This is a genomic window from Streptomyces sp. NBC_00234, assembly GCF_036195325.1.
In the GTDB taxonomy this organism is placed as follows: Bacteria; Actinomycetota; Actinomycetes; order Streptomycetales; family Streptomycetaceae; genus Streptomyces.
Genome location: NZ_CP108101.1, coordinates 7,043,342 through 7,065,994, shown reverse-complemented (window position 1 = coordinate 7,065,994; position 22,653 = coordinate 7,043,342). Strand labels below are relative to the sequence as shown.

19 protein-coding genes are annotated in these 22,653 nt (G+C 70.0%); 2 read left to right on the top strand and 17 right to left on the bottom strand.

The genetic code is table 11. The annotated features are described in order from the left end of the window. The 17 genes from OG230_RS30985 to OG230_RS30905 all read right to left on the bottom strand — a co-directional run bounded on the left by OG230_RS30985 (position 1) and on the right by OG230_RS30905 (position 20,190). Complete coding sequence (locus OG230_RS30985) at positions 1 to 1,398, bottom strand: aspartate aminotransferase family protein (RefSeq protein ID WP_328907044.1); 1,398 nt, start codon at positions 1,396 to 1,398, stop codon at positions 1 to 3. Further along, complete coding sequence (dxs, locus tag OG230_RS30980) at positions 1,395 to 3,305, bottom strand: 1-deoxy-D-xylulose-5-phosphate synthase (RefSeq protein ID WP_328907043.1); 1,911 nt, start codon at positions 3,303 to 3,305, stop codon at positions 1,395 to 1,397. Before dxs ends, OG230_RS30985 begins: the two co-directional genes overlap by 4 nt. Positions 3,306 to 3,331: 26 nt before the next feature. Beyond that, positions 3,332 to 4,498, bottom strand: a complete 1,167-nt coding sequence (ispG, locus tag OG230_RS30975) for a flavodoxin-dependent (E)-4-hydroxy-3-methylbut-2-enyl-diphosphate synthase (protein ID WP_328907042.1) — start codon at positions 4,496 to 4,498, stop codon at positions 3,332 to 3,334. Between the two features lie 4 nt (positions 4,499 to 4,502). After that, on the bottom strand, positions 4,503 to 5,522 hold the full coding sequence (gene hpnH / locus OG230_RS30970) for an adenosyl-hopene transferase HpnH (protein WP_328907041.1): 1,020 nt from the start codon (positions 5,520 to 5,522) through the stop codon (positions 4,503 to 4,505). A 6-nt stretch (positions 5,523 to 5,528) separates the two neighbouring features. Beyond that, entirely contained in the window at positions 5,529 to 6,182 is a 654-nt protein-coding gene (locus OG230_RS30965) for a phosphorylase family protein (protein WP_328907040.1), read from the bottom strand. Then, on the bottom strand, positions 6,182 to 8,182 hold the full coding sequence (gene shc, locus OG230_RS30960; protein WP_328907039.1) for a squalene--hopene cyclase: 2,001 nt from the start codon (positions 8,180 to 8,182) through the stop codon (positions 6,182 to 6,184). The genes OG230_RS30965 and shc overlap by 1 nt, the downstream gene beginning before the upstream one ends. A gap of 107 nt (positions 8,183 to 8,289) precedes the next feature. Continuing rightward, positions 8,290 to 9,393: a polyprenyl synthetase family protein gene (locus tag OG230_RS30955; RefSeq protein WP_328907038.1), complete on the bottom strand. Its 1,104-nt coding sequence runs from the start codon at positions 9,391 to 9,393 to the stop codon at positions 8,290 to 8,292. Beyond that, entirely contained in the window at positions 9,390 to 10,778 is a 1,389-nt protein-coding gene (hpnE, locus tag OG230_RS30950) for a hydroxysqualene dehydroxylase HpnE (protein ID WP_328907037.1), read from the bottom strand. The genes OG230_RS30955 and hpnE overlap by 4 nt, the downstream gene beginning before the upstream one ends. A gap of 145 nt (positions 10,779 to 10,923) precedes the next feature. Then, positions 10,924 to 11,877, bottom strand: coding sequence for a presqualene diphosphate synthase HpnD (gene hpnD / locus OG230_RS30945; RefSeq protein ID WP_328907036.1), 954 nt, complete (start codon positions 11,875 to 11,877; stop codon positions 10,924 to 10,926). After that, complete coding sequence (gene hpnC, locus OG230_RS30940) at positions 11,874 to 12,794, bottom strand: squalene synthase HpnC (RefSeq protein WP_328907035.1); 921 nt, start codon at positions 12,792 to 12,794, stop codon at positions 11,874 to 11,876. Before hpnC ends, hpnD begins: the two co-directional genes overlap by 4 nt. A 387-nt stretch (positions 12,795 to 13,181) precedes the next feature. Continuing rightward, entirely contained in the window at positions 13,182 to 13,967 is a 786-nt protein-coding gene (locus OG230_RS30935; RefSeq protein ID WP_328907034.1) for an ABC transporter ATP-binding protein, read from the bottom strand. Beyond that, positions 13,960 to 14,889, bottom strand: coding sequence for an ABC transporter permease (locus tag OG230_RS30930; RefSeq protein WP_328907033.1), 930 nt, complete (start codon positions 14,887 to 14,889; stop codon positions 13,960 to 13,962). Before OG230_RS30930 ends, OG230_RS30935 begins: the two co-directional genes overlap by 8 nt. A gap of 104 nt (positions 14,890 to 14,993) precedes the next feature. Beyond that, positions 14,994 to 15,866 (bottom strand): glycosyltransferase family 2 protein, encoded by an 873-nt coding sequence (locus OG230_RS30925; protein WP_443051419.1) that lies wholly within the window; start codon positions 15,864 to 15,866, stop codon positions 14,994 to 14,996. A gap of 8 nt (positions 15,867 to 15,874) precedes the next feature. After that, a complete protein-coding gene (locus tag OG230_RS30920) occupies positions 15,875 to 16,654 on the bottom strand; it encodes a CDP-alcohol phosphatidyltransferase family protein (RefSeq protein WP_328907031.1) in 780 nt (259 codons plus the stop codon). After that, on the bottom strand, positions 16,632 to 17,693 hold the full coding sequence (locus tag OG230_RS30915; protein WP_328907030.1) for an iron-containing alcohol dehydrogenase family protein: 1,062 nt from the start codon (positions 17,691 to 17,693) through the stop codon (positions 16,632 to 16,634). Before OG230_RS30915 ends, OG230_RS30920 begins: the two co-directional genes overlap by 23 nt. Beyond that, positions 17,681 to 18,418, bottom strand: a complete 738-nt coding sequence (locus OG230_RS30910) for a phosphocholine cytidylyltransferase family protein (RefSeq protein WP_328907029.1) — start codon at positions 18,416 to 18,418, stop codon at positions 17,681 to 17,683. The genes OG230_RS30915 and OG230_RS30910 overlap by 13 nt, the downstream gene beginning before the upstream one ends. Continuing rightward, a complete protein-coding gene (locus OG230_RS30905) occupies positions 18,415 to 20,190 on the bottom strand; it encodes a DUF5941 domain-containing protein (protein ID WP_328911593.1) in 1,776 nt (591 codons plus the stop codon). The genes OG230_RS30910 and OG230_RS30905 overlap by 4 nt, the downstream gene beginning before the upstream one ends. A 284-nt stretch (positions 20,191 to 20,474) precedes the next feature. Here OG230_RS30905 and galE point away from each other — a divergent pair, with 284 nt between their 5' ends. Further along, positions 20,475 to 21,458: a UDP-glucose 4-epimerase GalE gene (gene galE, locus OG230_RS30900; RefSeq protein ID WP_328907028.1), complete on the top strand. Its 984-nt coding sequence runs from the start codon at positions 20,475 to 20,477 to the stop codon at positions 21,456 to 21,458. A gap of 166 nt (positions 21,459 to 21,624) precedes the next feature. Beyond that, positions 21,625 to 22,566 (top strand): cation diffusion facilitator family transporter, encoded by a 942-nt coding sequence (locus OG230_RS30895; protein ID WP_328907027.1) that lies wholly within the window; start codon positions 21,625 to 21,627, stop codon positions 22,564 to 22,566. The last annotated feature ends 87 nt before the right edge of the window (positions 22,567 to 22,653 follow it).

Sequence of the window (22,653 nt, the reverse complement as noted above, 5' to 3'; positions counted from 1 at the left end):
TCAACGGTTGGCGACGGCCTGTTTCACCAGGGTCCTGCCGAAGTCCCACATCAGCCCGCCCCCGCTGTGCGCGTCGTCCATCACGGCCGTGAAGGCGTTCACGAACCGGTCCACCTCCGGCTCCCCGATGACCAGCGGCGGAATCAGCTTGATCACTTCCAGATGGTCGCCGGACACCTGGGTGAGGATCCGGTGCTTCTGCAGCAGCGGCACCACGACCATCTGCGAGAAGAGCCCCTTGCGGGCCGTCTGGAGCATGGTCCAGCGGCTGCGGAGCCCCAGCGACGACGGCCGGCCGAACTCGATGCCGATCATCAGCCCGCGCCCGCGCACCTCGTGCAGCAGCTCGTAGCGGCCGACGAGCGCGGCCAGCCGTTCGCGCAGGAGATCACCGGTGCGCCGGGCGTTCGCCACGGTCTCCTCGTCCTCCATCACCGCGAGGACGGCGAGACCGGCCGCCATGGCCTGCGCGTTCGAGCCGAAGCTCGCCGAGTGGACGAGAACGCGGTCCATGGACGAGTAGACGCGCTTGAAGATCCAGTCCTTGCCGAGCGTCGCCCCGACCGGCACATAGCCGCCGGAGAGCGCCTTGGCGACACAGACCAGGTCGGGCTCGACGCCTTCCTCGTGCTGGTACGCGTAGAAGTCGCCGGTCCTGCCGAGGCCCGTCTGCACCTCGTCCGCGATGAGCAGCGCCTTGTGCTTGTGCAGCAGCTCCTGCGCGGCGCGCAGGAAGCCGGGCGGCGAGGCGTGCACCCCCTTGCCCTGGATCGGCTCGACGACGAGAGCCGCGACGTCGCCGCGCTTCAGCTCGCGCCGGAGCGCGTCCAGGTCGCCGAGCTCGATCGCCGTGTCCGGCAGCAGCGGGGCGAAGCCGTCCCGGAAGCCCGCCTCCCCGTTGACCGAGAGCGAGCCGGTGGTCAGCCCGTGGAAGGCGTGCGTGCAGTACAGGATCCTGGGCTTCCCGGTGGCGTACCGGGCGAACTTCAGGGCTGTCTCGACTGCTTCCGTCCCGCTGTTGCCGAAGAACACCCGGTCCAGGTGAGGGCTGTGGGTGAGCAGTTTCTCGGCCAACAGCCCGGGGAGCGGCTGACAGTCGAACCGGGTGAGGTCGGCGAGCGAGGCGTCGAGGACGTCGTGCAGCGCCTTGCGTACGACGGGGTGGTGCCGGCCGAGTCCCATCACCCCGAATCCGGCGAGCATGTCGAGGTAGTCGTTGCCCTCCGCGTCCCAGAAGTACGCGCCCTCGGCCCGCTCGTAGACCTTGTCGAAGCCGATCGTGCGGAGCATGCGCGGCAGTTGGTGATTGAGGTACTCGGTATGCAACTCGTAGCGTTCGGCGCCCCGTTCGGCGAGGAGCCGCGTCAGATCGAAGCCCTTGGGCCGGTCGTCGTTCATGCCCCGCTCTCCTTCAGCGCCGGCTGCTCCGCCTTCGCCCGCTTCGCGGCGAGGACGGCACTGATCTGTCCGGCGATCTCCACCGGGGTGAGTCCGATGTCGGCGAGCACCTCGCCTCGTTTGGCGTGGGCGAGGAACCGCTCCGGAATGCCGAACGTCCGCAACGGTACGTCGACTTCGGCGTCCCGCAGCGCCTGCCCCACGGCCCAGCCGACGCCGCCCGTACGGCTGTTGTCCTCCACCACGGCGACGAGCCGGTGGCCGGCGGCGAGCGGGGCGAGCTGCTCGTCGACCGGCTTCACCCAGCGGGGGTCGACCACCGTGCACCGGATACCGGCCCCGGCCAGCAGGTCGACGGCCCGGAGGCAGACCTCGGCGAGCACGCCGACGGCCACCAGCAGCACATCGGGATCGTCGGCGCGGTGCAGTACGTCCATGCCGCCGATCCTGCCGACGGCCGCGATCGGCTCCCCCACCGCCGCCTTGGGGAACCGGAGCACCGTCGGCGCGTCGTCCACGTCGACGGCTTCGCGCAGCTGCGCGCGGAGCTGGTCGGCGTCGCGGGGTGCGGCGATGCGCAGTCCCGGGACGACCTGGAGCACCGACATGTCCCACATGCCGTTGTGCGAGGGCCCGTCGGTGCCGGTGACGCCGGCCCGGTCGAGGACGAAGGTCACGCCGCAGCGGTGCAGGGCGACATCCATGAGCAACTGGTCGAAGGCCCGGTTCAGGAAGGTCGCGTAGACCGCGACGACGGGGTGCAGTCCGCCGGTGGCCAGGCCCGCCGCCGAGACGGCCGCGTGCTGCTCGGCGATCCCGACGTCCCAGATCCGGCCGGGGAACGCCTCGGCGAACCGGGTGAGCCCGACCGGGTGCAGCATGGCCGCGGTGACGGCGACGACGTCCGGGCGTTCGGCGCCGATCGCGGCGATCTCGTCGCCGAAGACGGAGGTCCAGGAGGGGCCCGCGGGGACCACGAGGGGTTCGCAGGTCAGCGGGTCCATCGCACCGACGGTGTGGAAGCGGTCCGCGTCGTCCCGGAGCGCGGGCGGGTAGCCGCGCCCCTTCTCGGTGATGCAGTGCACGAGCACGGGGCCGTGGAACCGTTTCGCTCGGGTCAGCGCGGCTTCGACGGCGGCGACGTCGTGTCCGTCGACCGGTCCGACGTACTTGAGCCCCAGGTCCTCGAACATGCCCTGGGGGGCGAAGGTGTCCTTGAAGCCCTTCTTGGCGCCGTGCAGCGACCCGTAGAGCGGCTGGCCGATGACGGGGGTCTGCTGGAGCACGTCCTTGCCCCACGCCAGGAAGCGTTCGTAGCCGTCGGTCGTACGGAGGGTGGCGAGGTGGTCGGCCACGCCGCCGATGGTCGGGGCGTACGAGCGCTCGTTGTCGTTCACCACGATGATCAGCGGGCGGTTCTCCGCCGCGGCGATGTTGTTCAGCGCCTCCCAGGCCATGCCCCCGGTGAGCGCGCCGTCCCCGATGACCGCGACGACGTGGTCGGGGAGTCCCAGCACCTCGTTGGCCTTGGCGAGGCCGTCGGCCCAGCCGAGCACGGTGGAGGCGTGGGAGTTCTCGATGACGTCGTGTTCGGACTCCTCGCGGGACGGGTAGCCGGAGAGACCGCCCTTCCCCCGCAGCTTGGAGAAGTCCTGGCGCCCGGTGAGGAGCTTGTGCACGTAACTCTGGTGCCCGGTGTCCCACAGGATGCGGTCCACGGGCGAGTCGAAGGCCCGGTGCAGGGCGATGGAGAGTTCCACCACCCCGAGGTTGGGCCCGAGGTGACCACCTGTCCTGGACACCGCGTGGACCAGGAACGTCCTGATGTCACCGGCGAGTTCGTCGAGTTCCGGTCCGCTCAGTGCCTTGAGGTCCTGCGGCCCCTTGATGGATTCCAGCAGTGTCACGCTCGGGCCCCTCTCTGGTCCGGTTTTCAGCTCACGGTCACGGCCGGAATCCCTGACGGGATCCCTGCCTCCTCCATACCGTCGGCGATCTTCATGGCTTCTTCGATGAGGGTCTCGACGATCTTGGATTCCGGGACGGTCTTGATGACCTCGCCCTTCACGAAGATCTGGCCCTTGCCGTTGCCGGACGCCACACCCAGGTCCGCCTCACGGGCCTCACCCGGACCGTTGACGACACAGCCCATCACCGCGACCCGCAGCGGAACCTCCATGCCCTCCAGACCCGCACTCACCTGGTCGGCCAGCTTGTACACATCCACCTGCGCCCGCCCGCACGACGGACACGACACGATCTCCAGCCGCCGCTGCTTCAGATTCAACGCCTCGAGGATCTGCAGACCGACCTTGACCTCCTCCGCCGGCGGAGCCGACAGCGAGACCCGGATCGTGTCCCCGATCCCCTCCGACAACAGCGCACCGAACGCCACCGCCGACTTGATCGTCCCCTGGAACGCCGGACCCGCCTCCGTCACACCCAGGTGCAACGGGTAATCGCTCTGCGCAGCCAGCTGACGGTAGGCGTTCACCATCACGACCGGGTCGTTGTGCTTCACCGAGATCTTGATGTCACCGAAGCCGTGCTCCTCGAAGAGCGACGCCTCCCACAACGCCGACTCCACCAGAGCCTCCGGCGTCGCCTTCCCGTACTTCTTCAGCAGCCGCGCGTCCAGCGAACCCGCGTTCACACCGATCCGGATCGGCGTACCCGCATCCTTCGCGGCGTGCGCGATCTCCTTGACCTTGTCGTCGAACTGCTTGATGTTCCCCGGATTCACCCGCACCGCCGCACAGCCCGCGTCGATCGCCGCGAACACGTACTTCGGCTGGAAGTGGATATCCGCGATCACCGGGATCTGCGACTTCCGCGCGATCGTCGACAACGCGTCCGCATCGTCCTGCGTCGGACACGCCACCCGCACGATCTGACAGCCCGAAGCCGTCAGCTCCGCGATCTGCTGCAACGTCGCCCCGATGTCCGACGTACGCGTCGTCGTCATCGACTGCACCGACACAGGTGCGTCACCGCCGACCGCGACCGACCCGACCTGGATACGCCGCGAGTGGCGGCGCATCGCGAGCGGCCGGGCCGGCAGCCCGGGGAGACCCAGTGCGACCGGTTCTCCGGAGGTCATGGCCTCACCTGTTCCCGCCGATGGTCTCCCGTGCGGCACGCAGGGACTCCTTCAGCGAGCCCATCGTCGCGAGGACGGCGGTCGGCTCGTACCCGCAGTGCGCCATGCAGTTCGCGCATCGCGGGTCCTTGCCCCGTCCGTACTTGTCCCAGTCGGTGTCGTCGACGAGCTCCCGGTACGTCGGTACGTACCCGTCGCTCATCAGATAGCAGGGGCGCTGCCAGCCGAAGAGCGAGTAGTTGGGGATCGCCCACGCCGTGCACGGGAAGTCGGCCTTGCCTTCCAGGAAGTCCAGGAAGAGCGGCGAGTGGTTGAGGCGCCAGCGGGCCCGGTTGCCGCCCGCGAAAGCCTTCTTGAACAGTTCCCGGGTCTGCTCGACCCCGAGGAAGTGCTCCTGGTCGGGGGCCTTCTCGTAGGCGTAGGCGGGCGAGATCATCATCTCGTCGACCTTCAGATCGTCATTGAGGTAGTTGAGGACCTCGATGATGGTCTGGGGGGTGTCCGTGTTGAAGAAGGTGGAGTTGGTGGTGACCCGGAAGCCGCGGCGCTTGGCTTCCTTCATCGCCGCCACCGCCTCGTCGAAGACCCCTTCCTTGGCGACGGACTCGTCGTGCCGCTCGCGCAGTCCGTCGATGTGCACGGCGAAGGCGAAGTACGGCGACGGCGTGAACTTGTCGAGCTTCTTGCGCATCAGCATCGCGTTGGTGCAGAGGAAGACGTACTTCTTCCTGGCCACCAACTGACGCACGATCTCGTCGATCTGAGGGTGCATCAGCGGCTCACCGCCGGCGATGGACACCATCGGGGCACCCGATTCGAGCACCGCCCCGACGGCCTGGGCCACCGGCATGCGCTGCTTGAGCACACCTGCCGGGTGCTGGATCTTCCCACAGCCCTCGCACGCCAGATTGCAGGCGAACAGGGGCTCCAGCTCGACGATCAGCGGGAACTTCTCCCGCTTGCGGAGCTTTTGTTCGATGAGATACGTCGCAACCTTGATGGACTGACGGAGCGGCATGGCCATCTGGGCTCACCTCCTGGGGAGCAGCAAAGAACGGTGCCATTCATAGAAAGCCGGCAGGACAGCACGAAGAACGCGGAAAGCCGATATTCCACCGCGAACCGTGCCGATACGGACGAGCTCATGCTCTGGAGCGTCCACGACCACCCGTACGGCCGCAACCGGGCGCGGCCCCTCCCGCAGGGCGGTACGCAGCGTGGCGGCGGACTCCATGTCCACCGCGATGGCCCCGGTGGCCCGCAGCTCGGCCCGCTCGGAGCCGCGTACGACATGGTCCGAACCGGTCAGCGGACCGGTGTGGACGGTGCGCCCGGGCACCGCCCTGGCCAGGGCGTCGACGAGGACGCCCGAGCCGGTACAGAGGGACGCGCCTGCGGCGTCCCTGGTCTCCTCGGCCACCACCAGGTCCCCGGGGTGCATGCCGGGGGCCAGGCCCGCACAGAAGCCCGAGGCGATGACGGCGGCGTCGGCGGTCCGCTCGCGGCCCAGCGCGCGCCCGACGGCCGCCTCGGCCGCCCTGGGGCCCATCCCGGTCCTGACGACGCTCACCGGGCCGGGAGCCCCGCCGGCCCTGCCACTGCGCAGCGCGAGGTGCTCGATGGAGAGCGCGCAGGCGATCAGGAGCGGGATCGCGGCGCCGGACGGCCCCTGCGCATGGCCCATCAGGCCCCCTTACGGAGGGGGGCGCGGTCGGCGAACGGGTCGCCGTACACGTACCTGCCGAGCGCGGTGAGCGGGAAGACCTGCCGGTACAGGTGGTAATTGATGGAGAAGTCCCAGGGGAACCCGGTTCCGGTGAAGTACGGCTCGTCCCAGGAGCCGTCCGGCTGCTGGGCCTCGGCCAGCCAGGTCACACCTCGCTCCACGGACCTGCCGTCACGCTCTCCGGCGGCCAGGAGCGCGAGGAGCGCCCAGGCGGTCTGGGACGCGGTCGAGGCGCCGTGACCGATCCACTTCTCCTCCTGGTAGGAGCGCAGGTCCTCGCCCCAGCCGCCGTCGTCGTTCTGGACGGACTCCAGCCAGCCAACGGCGCGGCGGATCGACGGATGCCCCGCGGGCAGTCCCGCGGCGACCAGTGCGGGCACCACGGACCCCGTTCCGTAGATGTAGTTGACGCCCCACCGCCCGAACCACGCCCCGCTCGCCTCCTGTTCGGCGAGCAGCCACTCGATGCCCCGCCGGGTACGGGGGTGGTGGGACCTGCCCTCGACGGCGAGCATCTCCACCACGTGCCCGGTGACGTCGGCGGACGGCGGGTCGATGACCTCGCCGAAGTCGCAGAACGGCAGCCGGTTGGGGAACGGACTGGTGTTGTCCGCGTCGAAGGCTCCCCAGGCACCGTTGCGGGACTGCATGCCCAGGTTCCAGCGCACGCCCCGCTCGATGGCGGCTTCGAGCCGTACGGGGTCGGGGTGGCGGACCCGGCGCAGCGCCAGGACCACCTCCGCGGTGTCGTCGATATCGGGGTAGTTGTCGTTGTGGAACTCGAACGCCCAGCCACCCGGGGCGAGTTCGGGTTTGCGTACCGACCAGTCGCCGGGCCTGCCGATCTCTTCGCCGAGCATCCAGTCGGCGGCCTTCACCAGAGCCGGGTGGTCGGGGCGGAGCCCGGCGTCGGCGAGCGCGATGGTCGCGAGACAGGTGTCCCAGACCGGGGACTGGCACGCCTCGATCATGCGGGCGCCGTCCTCGCGCCGGACGGCGAAGCGGTCGAGCGAGGCCAGTCCGGCCCGCATGACCGGGTGGTCGAGGTCGTAGCCGAGCAGATGCAGGGCGATCACGGAGTACACGGCGGGCGGCTGGATTCCGCCCCAGCAGCCGTCGTTCTCCTGACGCTCGATGATCCACCGGGCCGCGGCGTTCATGGCGATGCGCCGCAGCCGACGGGGGGCGACCCGGTGGTAGACGTGCATCGCCTTGTCGAGCCGCTGGAAGATCCCGTCCCAACTCGCCGTCGGCGCCATGCGCTTGGGCGGGTTCGGGCAGGCGGGATCGGTGTGCAGCTCGTCGAGGGCGAACGGGGCGGGCCGTACCGGCCGCTTGGCCGAGACGACGGTGAGCGGAACGATGGTCTGGCGGGCCCAGCAGCCGAAGTCATAGATGTTGAGCGGAACCCATTTGGGAAAGAACATCAACTCGGGTGGCAGCTCGGGCAGGTCGTCCCACTTCCACCAGCCGAAGAGGGCGAGCCAGATCCTGGTGAAGACACGGGCGGCGGCGATGCCGCCCTGTTCCCGGACCCAGCGGGCCGCCCGGGCCATGTGCGGATCCTGCGGGCTGTCTCCGGCCAGCCGGAGCGCCACGTACGCCTCGATGGTGGCGGAGAGGTCGCCCGGCCCCTCGTAGAAGGTCGCCCAGGTGCCGTCGCCGAGCTGCTCGCCCCGGATGAAGCGGGCGGTCGCCTCGACGGTGGCGGGATCCTGGATCCCGAGAAACTGGCGCAGCAGCAGGTCCTCTGCGTCCATGGTGACGTTGGTGGCGAGGTCCCCCTTCCACCAGCCCTGCTCGTCCTGCCTGCCGAGGAGATGCTCCACCGAGCGTTCCGCGGCCCGCCGCGCGGCGGCGAGAACGTCGTCCGCGGCGATGGTTGTGTCGGTCGGTTCGCTGGCCGAGGCTGCGCGGAGGTTCGCGGCTCCGGTGCTTCCGTCGGTCGTCGCTGTCATGGCTTCCCCTTCGTGCAGTTGGTCCTCTGCTGTGCTGGGGTCTCCGTCGGCCGGCACCCGGTGAGGGCGCCGGCCGGCGACTGCGAGTCATATGGAGCGGATGGTCATCATCTCTTTCGTACGACGACGAAATCGGCGAGCGCGGTGAGCTGGGCCCGCACCTCTTCGGGCATGTCCACACCGTGCAGCGCCTCGATGGCGACCGCGTGCTGCCTGCGTGCTTCCTGGGCGGTCCATTCCCGGCCGCCCGCCTCCTCGATGAGCGCCGCACGGACGGCGAACTCCTCTTCGGAGAAGCTGTCGAAGTCGGCGCTCTTCGCATCGGCGGCCAGCAGTTCGCCGAGGCGCTCCGAGGCGGGTCCGCCCGCGGCGAGCGCGGCGACGACCGGCAGCGACTTCTTGCGCTGGCGCAGATCGCTCCAGGTCTGCTTGCCGGTGGCCTCCGGGTCGCCCCAGATGCCGAGCAGGTCGTCGACGGCCTGGAAGGCGAGGCCGAGGTGGTAGCCGTACGCCTCCAGGGTGTCGGCGGTGCGGTCGTCCGCCCCGCCGAGCACGGCGCCGATGGAGACGGCGCAGGCGAGCAGGGCGCCCGTCTTGTTGCCCTCCATCTCCAGGCACTCCTCGACGGTGACCCGCTCGCGGTGTTCGTACGAGATGTCCTGGGCCTGGCCGTCGATCAGCTTGCGCGTGGCCGTGGTCAGCCGGCGGGCCGCCCGGCCCGCCTCGACGGTGCCGAGCTCCAGCAGGATCTCGTTGGCGAGCGCGAAGAGCGCGTCGCCGACGAGGATCGCCTGCGCCGGTCCGTGCACCTTCCACACCGTGTCCCGGTGGCGGCGCTGCTCGTCACCGTCCATCAGGTCGTCGTGCAGCAGCGAGAAGTTGTGTACGAGCTCGACGGCCACGGCGCCGGGGAGCCCGGCCTCGGCCGGGGCACCCGCCACCTCGGCGGACAGCAGGGCGAGGGCGGGGCGTACCGCCTTGCCCCCGTCGCCGTCGGCGGGCCGGCCCTGGGCGTCGATCCAGCCGAAGTGGTAGGCGGCGACGGTGTCCATGGGCGGCGCGAGCCGGTCCACGGCAGCCCGCAGCACCGGCGTGGACATGGCCCGTCCGCGCTCCAGAAGCGCGATGACGTCCGCGGTGTCTGCCACGGTGTCGAAAGCCGGATTCGCCGGGGTCACTGACTCTCCTCTTGTTCCGGTGGTACAGCTCATGCCGCCTCCTGCAGCGGATGTTCATGGGGGCGGCCGAGAGCGCCGAGCGCGGCGTCGGCAGCGCTCATACCGCTGCGCACCGCGCCCTCCATCGTCGCGGGCCAGCCGGTTGCGGTCCACGCGCCCGCCAGGTGGAGGCCGGGTGCGCGGGTACGGGTGCCCGGCCGGAGCCGGCCGACTCCGGGTGCGGGCGCGAACGTCGCGGTGCGCTCCCGGGTGACGAAGAAGTCGCGGACGCCTGCCCCGCGGGCGGCCGGAAGAAGCCGCTCCAGCTCGGGCAGATAGCGCCTGCGCAGCTCGGCCACGGGCAGGTCGATCTCGTCCTGGGCCGCCGACTGGGAGACCGCGAGGTACTGTCCCGGACCCTGGAGCCCGGAGGATTCGGTGCGGTCGAAGACCCACTGCACGGGCGAGCCGAGTGCGGCGAAGAAGGGCCTGCGCAGCACCTTGCGGTCGTAGACGACGTGCACGTTCAGAATGGGCGCGGTGCCGATGTCGAGGAGCCGGTCCGGGTCGTGCAGCGCGCCTTCGGGCAGCAGCCCGTGGGTCTCGTCCTGCGGGACGGCGAGGACGACGGTCTCCGCCTCGATCCGCTCACTGTCCGTCTCGACGGCCCAGCGGCCGTCCTCGGTACGGGACAGGGAACCGACCCGGGTCCGCAGCTCGGTCCGTACGCCGGCCGAGTCCAGGGCCTTGCGGGCGAGGGTGTCGTGGAGCTCCCCGAGCGGCACGGCCGCCCAGCCGATGTCCGCGGCACCGGGCTCGGACAGCAGCCCCGTCTTGAAGACCATGGCGGCCAGGGCCATGGAGGCGTTCGCCGCGGTGGCGTTGAGCGTGGCCACCCCGACGAGGTCCCACAGGGCCTCGATGGTGCGCGGCGACTGCCCGTGCCGGCCGAGCCAGGTCGCGAAGTCGATGCCGTCGAGCGCGGGGTCGGCCGGGTCGAGGCGGCCGAGCGCGAGTGCGGCCCGTCCGACGCTCGCCTTTTCGGCCAGCGAGAGGTGCGGATAGGCGGCGAGGCCAGGCGCGAGGTGCAGGGGCACGGGGAGGCCGGTGCGGCGCAGCCTGCCGAGGCGTGGCCCGGCGGCGCGCCCGACGTCGAGCACGGGTACGTCGAGGCGGTCCTGGAGCGGGGCGAGGTGGGCACCGTCGATCCGGTCGAGGAACCACCGGTAGCCCGTGCAGCAGCGCAGGTAGACGTGCTGGCCGTTGTCGACGCTGAGCTCGCCGCGGCGGAAGGAGAAGGCGAGGCCGCCCAGCCGGGGCCGCCCTTCGAGCAGGGTCACGTCAACCCCGGCGTCCGCGAGACGCAGGGCGGTCGTGATCCCGGCGAGGCCGCCGCCGACGACCACCGCACGGGAGGAGCGCAGGCTCTCGTCGCTCATGCGTCCCCCTCTCGCTGGTTCTCCGCCATCCAGATCGTCGCAGTCAGGGACGCGTCAGGCCACCGGAGGGTTGCCCGGGACCCCGGAGGGCCGGCCGACGCGGGGTGGCGTCGCGCAGGGGCGTGGTGACTGTCCGTGGTGCGCATCAGCCCCGTCCCCTCGTCGTGAGGCGCGAGATGTGGCGCGCGTCGAGGCCGGACAGGCCGCGCACCGCCACGTACGCCTTCTCGTGTCCCGGCAGCGAGACCCGGCCACGCAGCACGGCCTCGGGGTCGCGCTCGATCCGGTCGAGGAGGCGGCGGTAGATACCGGCCATCGCGGCCACGCACGCTCCGCTGCGGCGGTCGAGCATCGGCAGCAGCCGGTAGCCCTCGGCGAACAGCGTCCGGGCGCGCCGTACCTCGAAGTGCACCAGGCCCGCGAAGTCGGAGCCGGGCGGCGGGGTGGCCCGGTGGAATCCGGCGGAGCAGCCGAATTTGGCCAGGTCGTCGGCCGGCAGATACGTCCGCCCGTTGGCGGCGTCCTCCCGGACGTCGCGCAGGATGTTGGTGAGCTGGAGGGCGAGGCCGAGGGTGTCGGCGTAGTCGGCGGCGCGCTCGGCGCCGGGTGCGCCCGGTTCCGTACCGAAAACGCCCAGGCTGAGCCGTCCGATGGCGCCCGCGACACACCGGCAGTACGTCTTGAGGTCGTCCCAGGTCTCGTACGTCGCGCCGCGGACGTCCATCAGCACGCCGTCGATGAGCTCGTCGAGCCCGCCGAGCGGCAGGGGGAAGCGCCGGGCGGTGTCGGCGAGCGCGACGGCCACCGGGTCGGTGTCGTCCTCGTCGACCGCACCGTTCCTGATCCGGTCGAGCAGGTCCCGGGTGCTTTCCAGCCGGGTCCGCTTGATCTCCGGGGCCAGCTCACCGTCGCCGATGTCGTCGACCCGACGGGAGAAGGCGTACAGCGCCGACATGGCCTGCCGCTTCTCGTACGGCAACAGCCTGATGCCGTACGCGAAGTTACGGGCCTGCTGTCCGGTGACGGCCTCGCAGTAACTGTATGCGGCCTGTACCGGTGCCGACATGTACGTCGTCTGTCCCTCCACGGTCCGGCTCATCCCTCTCTACGCGCTCTTCGCAAGACAACTCCCACTTCGCGCAGCAAGCTGGGCGTCGTGGGTCTGGGCGGTCCGGGCAGTACGTCGAACCCGGCGGCTCCGATCGCGGTGAGGGCGGCTCGCCCTCCGGCGACGAATCCGGCGAGCAGCAGCTTGAGTCTGCCGTGGACGCTACCCACCAGCGGGGTGCCTTCATTCAACAGGTCACGCGCGCGTTCGGCCTCGTAGGCCACGAGGCTGCGCACCGACGCGCCCCCTGAGGGGGCTGCCAGGTCGGATTCGCCGACATGGAACCGGGCCATGTCCTCGGCCGGCAGATAGATCCGGTCGCGTCCGAGGTCCTCGGTGACGTCCTGGAGGTGCTCGACGATCTGCAGGGCCGTGCAGATCGCGTCGGAGCGCCGGATCCGTTCGGGGCTGGCGGTGCCGGTGATCTGGAGGACCAGGCGGCCGACCGGGTTGGCGGAGAGCTCGCAGTAGGCGAGGAGTTCCCCGTAGGTCCCGTAGCGGCGGATCTTCTGGTCCTGCCGGTTAGCCTCGACGAGTCCGAGGAACGGCTCGGGGGTGAGCGCGCAGCGCCGCACGGTGGGGCGCAGTGCACGCAGCAGGGGGTGACGCGGACCGTCGCCCGTGGTCGCGAAGACCCGGTGCAGGTCGGCCTCGAAGGCGTCGAGCATGGCGAGCCGGTCGTCGGCCGCGGCCGGGTCCAGGCCGAGATGGCGGGCGTCGGCGCCACCGGGGGCGAGGTCGCCGTCACCGATGTCGTCGACGAGGCGGGCGAATCCGTAGACGGCCATCAGGTCGTCGCGCCAGGCGCGGGGCAGGAAGAAAGGAGCCACGGGGAAGTTCTCGTCCGCGGCCTTGTCGAGCGTGCCGGTGACCGCCGCGTCGGGGCGTGCCTGAGGGGTACGGGTCACTGCGTACCGCCCGGCGCGGGGACGGCGAGACCACGTCGGAGCTGGAGATTTACCGTCATTGCCGTCACATCTCCCGTTCTACACTGCTGACCCAAAACATCCCTTTTCGGACACGCCGCTCGCTCTCCCCAGTGCAGTGGAGCAGCAGGGGCGCTCACCCTGGGGCGTATCGCCCCACTTGCCACGAATCAGCACCGGTACAGCTTACGTTGTACAGCTCACACGTCCCCGGCGGGGTATTGCGCGCGTTACAACAATGCGCCAATCTCGGCCAACTTTCCCCTGTACCAAGGGAATTGATGCCTTCCGCCGGAAGGGGACCGGTCCGTACACCGCTGTGGCCTCCGCCCGGGCGTGCTCGGGCGGAGGCCACAGGAACGGAGGCGACTACTTGCTGGTCTCCCGCTCGTACGCCTTGAGGACCTCTTCGGTGGGCCCGTCCATCAGGAGCTCACCCTTCTCCAGCCACAGCACGCGGTCGCAGGTGTCCCTGATCGACTTGTTGTTGTGACTGACCAGGAAGACGGTGCCCGCCTCCTTGCGGAGCTCGCGGATCCGCTCCTCGGAGCGGATGCGGAACTTGCGGTCACCGGTGGCCAGCGCCTCGTCGATCATGAGTACGTCGTGGTTCTTGGCGGCGGCGATCGAGAAGCGCAGCCGGGCGGCCATACCCGAGGAGTACGTCCGCATCGGCAGCGTGATGAAGTCGCCCTTCTCGTTGATGCCCGAGAACTCGACGATCTCGTCGTAGCGCGAGCGGATCTCCTCGCGGCTCATCCCCATGGCCAGGCCACCGAGGACGACGTTGCGCTCACCGGTCAGATCGCTCATGAGCGCGGCGTTCACACCGAGCAGCGAGGGCTGACCGTCCGTGTACACCTTGCCGTGCTCGGTCGGCAGAAGCCCGGCGATGGCCCGGAGCAGCGTCGACTTGCCGGAGCCGTTGGTTCCGATGAGGCCGATGGCCTCGCCCCGGTACGCGGTGAAGGTGACACCACGCACGGCGTGCACCGTGCGGACACCGCGCGACTCGCCCTTGCCGCGGCGCACTATCCGGCTCAGTGCCGCGGTGGCGCTTCCCCTGCCTCCGCCGGCACCGTTGACGCGGTACACGATGTGCACGTCGTCGGCGATGACGGTGGGAATCTTCCCCTGGATCTTGTCCTCAGCCACGGCCGTACCGTTCCTCTGCCTTCCAGAAGTACACGAAGCCCGCGATGCCCACGAAGAGCGCCCAGGCGAGCCCGACGGCCCAGACGTGCTGCGGCAGGTTCTCGGAGCCGTACCCGTCGATGAGCGCGAAGCGCACCAGGTCCATGTAGATGGCAGCCGGGTTGTACTGCAGCACGTCGGCGATCCATTGCGGCTTGTCCGCGAGCATCACCGGGATGGAGAACATGACACCCGACGCGTACATCCAGGTCCGCATCACGAACGGCATCAGCTGCGCCAGGTCGGGCGTCTTGCTGCCCAGCCTGGCCATGGCGAGCGCCAGCCCCGTGTTGAAGAAGAACTGCATGACGAGCGCGGGCACGACCAGCAGCCAGGAGAGCGACGGATAGCTGCCGAAGCCCACGGCCACGGCCACCAGCACGATCATCGAGAACATCAGCTGCTGGAGCTGCTGGAGCGAGAAGGAGATGGGCAGCGAGGCACGGGGGAAGTGCAGCGCCCGGACCAGCCCGAGATTGCCGGAGATCGAGCGGACTCCCGCCATGACCGAGCTCTGCGTGAAGGTGAACACGAAGACGCCGGTCACCAGGAACGGGATGAAGACCTCCTGGGTCATCCCCTTCCGGGTCCCCAGGATCAGCCCGAAGATCAGGTAGTAGACCAGGGCGTTCAGCAGCGGTGTCGCCACCTGCCACAGCTGGCCGAGTTTGGCCTGGCTGTACTGAGCCGTCAGCTTCGCCCGGGAGAACGCCATGATGAAGTGGCGCCGGCCCCAGAGCTGCCGGATGTACTGGGTCAGCCCCGGCCGGGCGCCGCTCACCGTGAGGCCGTACTTGTCGGCCACCTGGGCCGCGCTGAGGCCCTTGTCGGCGGACGGCAGGTCGCTCAGCGCGACCGAGCCGTCATGGGTTGTGTCACTCACAAGTTGAAACTCTCGTCTTCAAGATGCGCAGCCAGTCGCGGGCGCGGCTCAGGCGGACAGGTCCCGGAAAGAAAATACGCCTCATGCTCTCAGAGGCGAGCCTCTCAGATCACGGGAGGGCGGCCCAGTCTGGTCAGCCGCCACACCGTACGCCACTTCATCGGACGTCGAGGTCCGCAGGGCGTTGCCCAGCCTTCCCGGAAACCACCGAACCATGCCTTGAGCGCGGGGCCGGACGGCCTGCGGACCAGGGTCAGCAGCAGCCAGACACCGACGTAGACGGGAACCAGGGGCGCGGGAAGGTTGCGACGTGCGAGCCAGACCCTGTTCCGGGCAACCATACGGTGGTAGACGGCGTGCCGCGAAGGAGCGGTGGTCGGGTGGTTGAGCACCATGTCCGCGCGGTAGTCGATCATCCAGCCGGCGTTGAGCGCCCGCCAGGCCAGATCGGTCTCCTCGTGGGCGTAGAAGAAGTCGTCCGGCAGCCCGCCGACCTCGGCGAGGACCTGCGTGCGTACGGCGTTGGCGCCGCCGAGGAAGGTCGTCACCCGGGACGAGCGCATCGGGTCGGAGGCCCGGAGCCTGGGCACGTGCCGGCGCTGGGTGACTCCGGTGTCCGGGTCGGCGATACGGAAGGTGATGATGCCCAGCTTCTCGTCCACGCCGAACGCCTGCCGGCAGAGCTCGGCGGTGTCGGTGTTCGGGAGGAGCCCGTCGTCGTCGAGGAAGAGCAGGGCGTCGACATCGGCGCCGGACGGGCCGAACGCCTCGATGCCGACATTGCGGCCACCGGGGATTCCCAGATTCTCGGGCAGCTCCACCGTCCGTACGCCTGCGGGCACGTCCGGGACGGGGGCGCCGTTGCCGACGACGACCACCTCGATCCGATCGCCGTCCTGCTGGGCGACCGAATCGAGGAGGGCACGCAACTCGGCGGGCCGGTTCCCCATGGTGATGACGACTGCGCCGAGTTTCATGGGAGAACTCACTTCAGCCTGCTCGAAGCGAGGACCGACACCAGGTGGAGCACGGTCTGCAGAAGGGCGATCCCCGCCAGGACGGCGACGCCGAGCCGCGAGAAGAACAGGTCGCCCCTGATGCTGTCCGCGATCGCCGCGGCCAGGATCAGCAGGGACGCCTCGACCCCGAGGACCAGCCGGTGGAACTTCAGCGCGGCGGCGGCCTTGCGGGCCAGCGCCATGCCGGACGAGCGGGGCTCGGAGGCCGACTCCTTCACCGGGGGCATGCCGCCCTGGTGACGGGCGACGCCGACGAGGTCGGTCTCCGCCTTGATCAGGATCGCGCCGAGTGCGGCCAGGGTGCCGAGGAAGGCCCACAGCCAGTCGATCCGCCCCTCGCCCCAGAGGTCGGAGGCGCGCAGGCCGAAGCCGACCAGGACCGCGGCGTCGCAGAGGTAGGCGGCGACCCGGTCCAGATAGACACCGGCGAGCGAGTACTGCTTCCTCCAGCGGGCGATCTCGCCGTCGACGCAGTCGAGCAGCAGATAGAGCTGGACCATCAGCACGCCGAGCAGGGCGCCCGCGATGCCCGGCACGAGGAGTGCCGGGGCGGCGAGGGCACCCGCGACGGTCATCACGTAGGTCACTTGGTTGGGCGTGACCCGTGTGTTCACCAGGTGCCGGTCGATGCGGAGGGAGACCTCGCGCATGTAGAGCCGGCCGGCCCAGTGCTCGCCGCTCCTGCGGTCCTTCACACCCGGGGGGTGAACGACCGGCCGGAGCTCAGCTACCGATGGCTTTTGCATAGTCGGCGTATGCGTCCTTGATCTGGTCGGTGGACAGGTTGAGGTGTTCCAGGATCGTGAAGCGTCCGGGCCGCGTCTGCGGCGCGTAGTCGACGGCGGTCACGAACTCGTCGACCGTGAAGCCGATCTCCTCGGGCAGCACCGGCAGGCCGTGGCGTCGCAGTATCTCCGCCATCAGCAGCGATTCCTCGTGTGCTCCGCGCAGGTGCATGGCGAAGCAGGCGCCGAGGCCGACCTGCTCGCCGTGGCTGGCCGCCCGCTGGGGATACAGCAGGTCGAAGGCGTGGTTGATCTCGTGGCAGGCACCGGAGGCCGGCCGGGAGTCCCCGGCGACCGACATGGAGATGCCCGTCAGGACGAGACCCTCGGCCAGCACCTTGAGGAAGGCGTCGTCGCCGACACCGCCGGGGTGGCGCAGCACGGCCTCGCCGGCCTGTCGCGCCATGGCCGCGGCGAGACCGTCGATCTCCTCGCCGTTGACCTCGTGGGCGAGTTCCCAGTCGGCGACGCAGGAGATGTTCGAGATCGCGTCGCCGATGCCGGAACGTACGTACCGGGCGGGTGCCTCACGGATGATGTCGAGGTCGATGACCACGGCGATCGGGGTGGGGACTCCGTAGGAGCCGCGCCCGTTGTCGTTGTCGAGGGTGGCGACCGGCGAGCAGAGCCCGTCGTGCGACAGGTTCGTCGCGACCGCGACCAGCGGCAGGCCGACGCGCGCCGCGGCGTACTTCGCCACGTCGATGATCTTCCCGCCGCCTAGGCCGACGACGGCGTCGTACCGGTTGCCCTTGATGCCGTCGGCGAGTTTCACCGCCGAGTCGATCGTGCCGTCGGTCACCGGATACCAGTCGGCACCCGGGAGCAGCGGGGCGAGCCTCTCGCGCAGGGCGCGTCCCGAGCCGTCGCTGATCGCGATCGCGAGCTTGCCCGAGTTGGAGATCCGCTGGTCCGCCAGGAGACCCGCCAGATCGTCCATGGCGCCGCGCCTGATGTCGACGACGACCGGGGACGGAATGAGCCGGGTCAGTACTGGCACGCGATCTCACGGCCCTTCGCGAGGTCGTCGTGGTTGTCGATCTCGACCCACGTCACTTCGCCGATCGGGGCCACGTCGATCTGGAAGCCGCGGTTCACGAGCTCCTGGTAGCCGTCCTCGTAGTAGAGGTCGGGGTCGCGCTCGAAAGTGACCTTCAGCGCGTCGGCGAGCTCCTCGGCGGCCTCGGGCTCGATGAGGGTGACACCGATGTACTCGCCGGTGGCGGTGGCCGGGTCCATCAGCTTGGTGATGCGCTGGACGCCCTTGCCCTCCTCCGTGATGACCTTCATCTCCTCGTCGGCGAGGTTCTTCACCGTGTCGAGGGCGAGGATGATCTTCTGGCCCTTGCCGCGGGCGTCCAGGAGGGTCTTCTCGACGGAGACCGGGTGCACGGTGTCGCCGTTGGCGAGGATGACGCCCCGCTTCAGGACCTCACGCGCGCACCACAGGGAGTAGGCGTTGTTCCACTCCTCGGCCTTGTCGTTGTCGATCAGCGTGAGCGTCACGCCGTACTTCGCCTCGAGCTCCGCCTGGCGGGCGTAGACGGCTTCCTTGCGGTAGCCGACCACGATCGCGACCTCGGTGAGTCCGACCTCGGCGAAGTTGGCCAGCGTGAGGTCGAGGACCGTCTTGTCGCCGTCGACAGGGACGAGCGCCTTGGGAAGCGTGTCCGTGTAGGGGCGCAGACGTCGTCCTGCACCGGCTGCCAGTACGAGGCCGATCATGCGAGTTCTCCTTCGTCGTGTACGGCGGGGGCCGAGGAGGACACCCAGAAGCGGATGGACTCCACGAGCACCACCAGAGCCACGGCCACCGCGAGCGCGGTGAGAGCCGTGGTGAAACCTGAGTGCTGAGTCAGTACGGCGGCGAACACGGCCACCACAGCGGTCCGGCCCTCGTGTCCACCGATCGTCCGCACCAGCCACTGGGGCGGCGCGCCGGTGCCTCCGCGAATGCGGTACACCGTGTCGTAGTGATGGTAGGCGACGGCCGAGACCAGTCCGAAAGCCGCGGGAACGGCGTGCGGCACGTCACTGCGGGCCGCCAGAACGAGGACCGTGCAGTACTCCGCCGCCCGGAAGAACGGGGGTACGAGCCAGTCGAGGGCGCCCTTGAGCGGGCGCGATACGGCGATGCCGGAAAGGACCACGTAGAGCGCGGCCACGGCCACCGTAAGCCAGCTGCCGTACGGCAGGAAGAGGGCGGCGGCGATCATCGCCAGCGCGCCGGTGAGCGCCACCAGCGGGGCGGTGAAGCCACCGCGCAGCCGGGGGCTCACGGCGGCCACGGCGCGGGCGAGCGGCCCGGAGTCCGCGAGGTCCGCGAGGGCCACCGCGGCCCGGTCGGTGCGCCGCGCCTTGCGGGTCAGCGAGCGCAGCAGACGGCCCGCGGTGGTGTAGCAGGCGGCCAGGGAACAGCCGACGAGCAGGGCGTAGAACACGATCCGGGGGGTGGTCAGCGCGGTCAGCACGGCGATCATGGCCCAGCGCTCGCCGATCGGCAGCACTATCATCCGCCGCAGCCAGACCGTCCAGCCGACGCTGTCGAGCCGGTCGGAGAGCGCTGCCGTTGGGCTCGTGTTGGAGACCGCGTCGTGATTGGCCTCGTTGAACGAGAAGTCGACTATGTGGCGGCACGCCTGGAGCACCATCGCGCCGAGCGCGAGCACCCATACGTCGTCGCCGCCCCGGGCCGCTCCGAGCGCGAGGCCCGCGTAGTACGCGTACTCCTTGGCCCGGTCGAACGTGGCGTCCAGCCAGGCGCCCATCGTCGAGTACTGCAGCGAGTAGCGGGCGAGCTGCCCGTCCGTGCAGTCCAGGACGAAGGAGAGGAGCAGCAGCACACCGGCGGCGACGTAGCCGCCGCGGGTGCCGGTCGCCGCGCTGCCGGCCGCGATCAGAGCGGTGATCAGCGAGGCGGTGGTGACCTGGTTCGGGGTGAACCCGCGGCGCGCGCACCAGCGGGCGATGTAGCGGGAGTACGGGCTGATGAAGAAGGTGGTGACGAAGCCGTCGTGGGCCTTCACCGCGCTGCGCAGCCGTACCGCCTCGTCGTCCACGGCGTCGACGGCCGTCCGGGCCGCGGCGCGTGCTTCGGGATCGGTGGGCACGGCGGCGGTGAGCGAACCGAGCTCGGGGCGCTGCACCGGGGTGCCCTCGGCCGCCAGGGCCACGGCGAGGCGGCCCGGGACCGTACGGTCCTCGGCGTCCGGGTCGGCGGTCGCGGGCCCGACGGGGCTTCCCGCGCCGACCGCGGCCACGGTCCTGTCCAGGGCGCGCACGAGTGCCGCCCGGGCCTCGGGCTGCGCGGTGAGTGCTCCGGGGACGGTGGCGGCGGCGAACCGGGGGTCGGTCAGGCCGAGCCGCAGCGCGTGGACGTGACCGACGAAGCGGGGGTCGACCAGTGCGACGCGTCGGCCGGCGGGAACCGCGGCGAGCAGTTCGGCGGCCTCGGTCGCGTCGTTGGCTGCCCGTACGTCAAAGCCCAGGGACCGCAGATCGTCCTCGAGCGACGATCCGGGTACCGGCGCACCGGTGAGGATGGCGGTCGACAGACGAACTCACTCCTTGGCGCTGGCGGAAACGGCGCGCGACAGTGCGGCCCGGAGGCGGGCCCGCGGCACGTCGGCTGAGGCTATCGGATGAACGGAAGGCCGAGTTCACCGCCCGTTTATGCTCCGTTCGGGACGGTCGGGCACTATCCGGCGCCGTTCGCGATCATCATCGTCGATCAACACCTCGGCCCACAAACCGCGGTGGGGGCACCACCTAAGCTGGCGCCATGACGTGGCTGATTACAGGTGGAGCGGGTTACATCGGGGCGCATGTGGCGAAGGCCATGGCCTCGGCCGGGGAGAGCGTCGTCGTACTCGACGACATCTCCACGGGTATGGCGGGACGGCTGCCCGAGGACATCCCCCTCGTGCGGGGCTCGGCATCGGACCGTGAGCTGCTCGACCGGGTCCTGGCCGAGCACTCCGTGACCGGTGTGGTGCATCTCGCGGCGAAGAAGCAGGTCGGTGAGTCCGTGGAGCAGCCGCTGCTCTACTACCGCGAGAACGTGGGCGGGCTGACCGTGCTGCTCGAAGCCGTCGTCGCCGCCGGTGTGCAGCGCTTCCTCTTCTCCTCGTCCGCCGCCGTCTACGGCGTGCCCGATGTGGAGCTCATCACCGAGGACACCCCGTGCGCCCCCATCAACCCCTACGGCGAGACGAAGCTCACCGGCGAGTGGCTGGTGCGTGCGACGGGGCGGGCGCACTCCCTCTCGACCGCCTGTCTGCGCTACTTCAACGTGGCGGGCGCCGCGCAGCCCGAACTCGCGGACACCGGTGTCTTCAATGTCATCCCGATGTTCTTCGACCGGCTCACGCGCGGTGAGGCCCCGCGGATCTTCGGCGACGACTACCCGACGCCGGACGGCACCTGTGTGCGCGACTACATCCATGTCGCGGATCTCGCCGAGGCGCACCTCGCCGTCGCTCGGAAGCTCGGCGAGCGGACCGGTGCGGGAGACCTGACGGTGAACGTGGGCCGGGGCGAAGGCGTCTCGGTGCGCGAGCTGGCCGATCTGGTGGGCGAGGTCACCGGCCTGCCGCTGGATCCCGTCGTCGAGCCGCGCCGGGCCGGTGACGCGGCCAAGGCCGTCGCCTCGGCCGCCCGGATGTCGGAGGAACTGGACTGGACCGCCCGCCGCGGGGTGCGCGACATGGTCGAGTCCGCCTGGGAGGGCTGGTGCCTGCGCCATCCCGAAGCGCGTGCCCTCTGACTCGTACACGATCACCGCACGGCTCTGACCTGCGAACGTTTCCGCAGGTCAGAGCATATGACAACGGTGTTCAGTGCCGTGTTGCCCTATACCCCCCACCCGTAGTTGACTGAACCCCATCGGGCGGACCGCGCCCGCGTCGTTCCACCGGACCGGAGGCGTTTTCATGGGGGCTGGCCACGATCACGGGCATACGCACGGCGGGCCGCCCCCGACGGGCACGGCGGCTGCCGCGTACAAGGGACGGCTGCGGATCGCGCTGGGCATCACGCTCGGTGTCATGGTCATGGAGATCGTCGGTGGCGTGCTCTCCGACTCGCTGGCCCTGATCGCGGACGCGGCCCACATGGCGACCGACGCGCTGGGTCTCGGCATGGCCCTGCTCGCCATCCACTTCGCCAACCGGCCGGCCGGGCTCAACCGGACCTTCGGCTTCGCCCGCGCCGAGATCCTCGCGGCACTGGCCAACTGTCTGCTGCTGCTGGGGGTCGGCGGATTCCTGGTCTTCGAGGCGGTCAACCGTTTCATCACCCCGGCCGAGACCAAGGGCGGACTCGCCATCGCCTTCGCCGCCGTGGGCATGGTCGCCAACCTGGTCTCCCTGTCCCTGCTGATGCGGGGGCAGAAGGACAGCATCAACGTGCGGGGCGCCTATCTGGAGGTCCTGGCGGACACCCTGGGCTCGGTCGCCGTGCTGGTGTCGGCGGGCATCATCATGGCCACCGGCTGGCAGGCCGCCGACCCCATCGCCTCACTGGTGATCGGCCTCATGATCGTCCCCCGTACGGTGAAACTCCTCCGGGAGACGCTCAACGTGCTGCTGGAGGCGGCGCCCAAGGGGGTCGACATGGGCGAGGTCAGGGAGCACATCACGGCGCTGCCGGGGGTGCTGGACGTCCACGATCTGCACGCGTGGACGATCACCTCGGGCATGCCGGTCCTCTCCGCACACGTGGTGGTGCGCCAGGAGGTGCTGGACTCGATAGGGCACGAGAAGCTGCTCCACGAGCTCCAGGGCTGCCTCGGCGACCACTTCGACGTGGAGCACTGCACCTTCCAGCTGGAGCCGGCCGGGCATGCCGAGCACGAGGCGAAGCTCTGTCTCTGACGGCTGTGGGCGGCCGGTGCTAGGGTTCCCCGAGCCCTGCGGGTCTTCCTGTGGTGCGACACCGTGTGCGAATGAGGAGCTGAGATT

Coding starts and splice junctions, on each gene's coding strand:
- hpnE (WP_328907037.1), bottom strand. CDS start 10,778: ATGAGCGACGAGAGCCTGCGCTCCTCCCGTGCGGTGGTCGTCGGCGGC.
- hpnD (WP_328907036.1), bottom strand. CDS start 11,877: ATGAGCCGGACCGTGGAGGGACAGACGACGTACATGTCGGCACCGGTA.
- hpnH (WP_328907041.1), bottom strand. CDS start 5,522: ATGGCCATGCCGCTCCGTCAGTCCATCAAGGTTGCGACGTATCTCATC.
- OG230_RS30985 (WP_328907044.1), bottom strand. CDS start 1,398: ATGAACGACGACCGGCCCAAGGGCTTCGATCTGACGCGGCTCCTCGCC.
- OG230_RS30965 (WP_328907040.1), bottom strand. CDS start 6,182: ATGGGCCATGCGCAGGGGCCGTCCGGCGCCGCGATCCCGCTCCTGATC.
- shc (WP_328907039.1), bottom strand. CDS start 8,182: ATGACAGCGACGACCGACGGAAGCACCGGAGCCGCGAACCTCCGCGCA.
- OG230_RS30920 (WP_328907031.1), bottom strand. CDS start 16,654: ATGCAAAAGCCATCGGTAGCTGAGCTCCGGCCGGTCGTTCACCCCCCG.
- OG230_RS30955 (WP_328907038.1), bottom strand. CDS start 9,393: ATGAGCTGTACCACCGGAACAAGAGGAGAGTCAGTGACCCCGGCGAAT.
- OG230_RS30925 (WP_443051419.1), bottom strand. CDS start 15,866: ATGAAACTCGGCGCAGTCGTCATCACCATGGGGAACCGGCCCGCCGAG.
- galE (WP_328907028.1), top strand. CDS start 20,475: ATGACGTGGCTGATTACAGGTGGAGCGGGTTACATCGGGGCGCATGTG.
- OG230_RS30910 (WP_328907029.1), bottom strand. CDS start 18,418: ATGATCGGCCTCGTACTGGCAGCCGGTGCAGGACGACGTCTGCGCCCC.
- ispG (WP_328907042.1), bottom strand. CDS start 4,498: ATGACCTCCGGAGAACCGGTCGCACTGGGTCTCCCCGGGCTGCCGGCC.
- OG230_RS30895 (WP_328907027.1), top strand. CDS start 21,625: ATGGGGGCTGGCCACGATCACGGGCATACGCACGGCGGGCCGCCCCCG.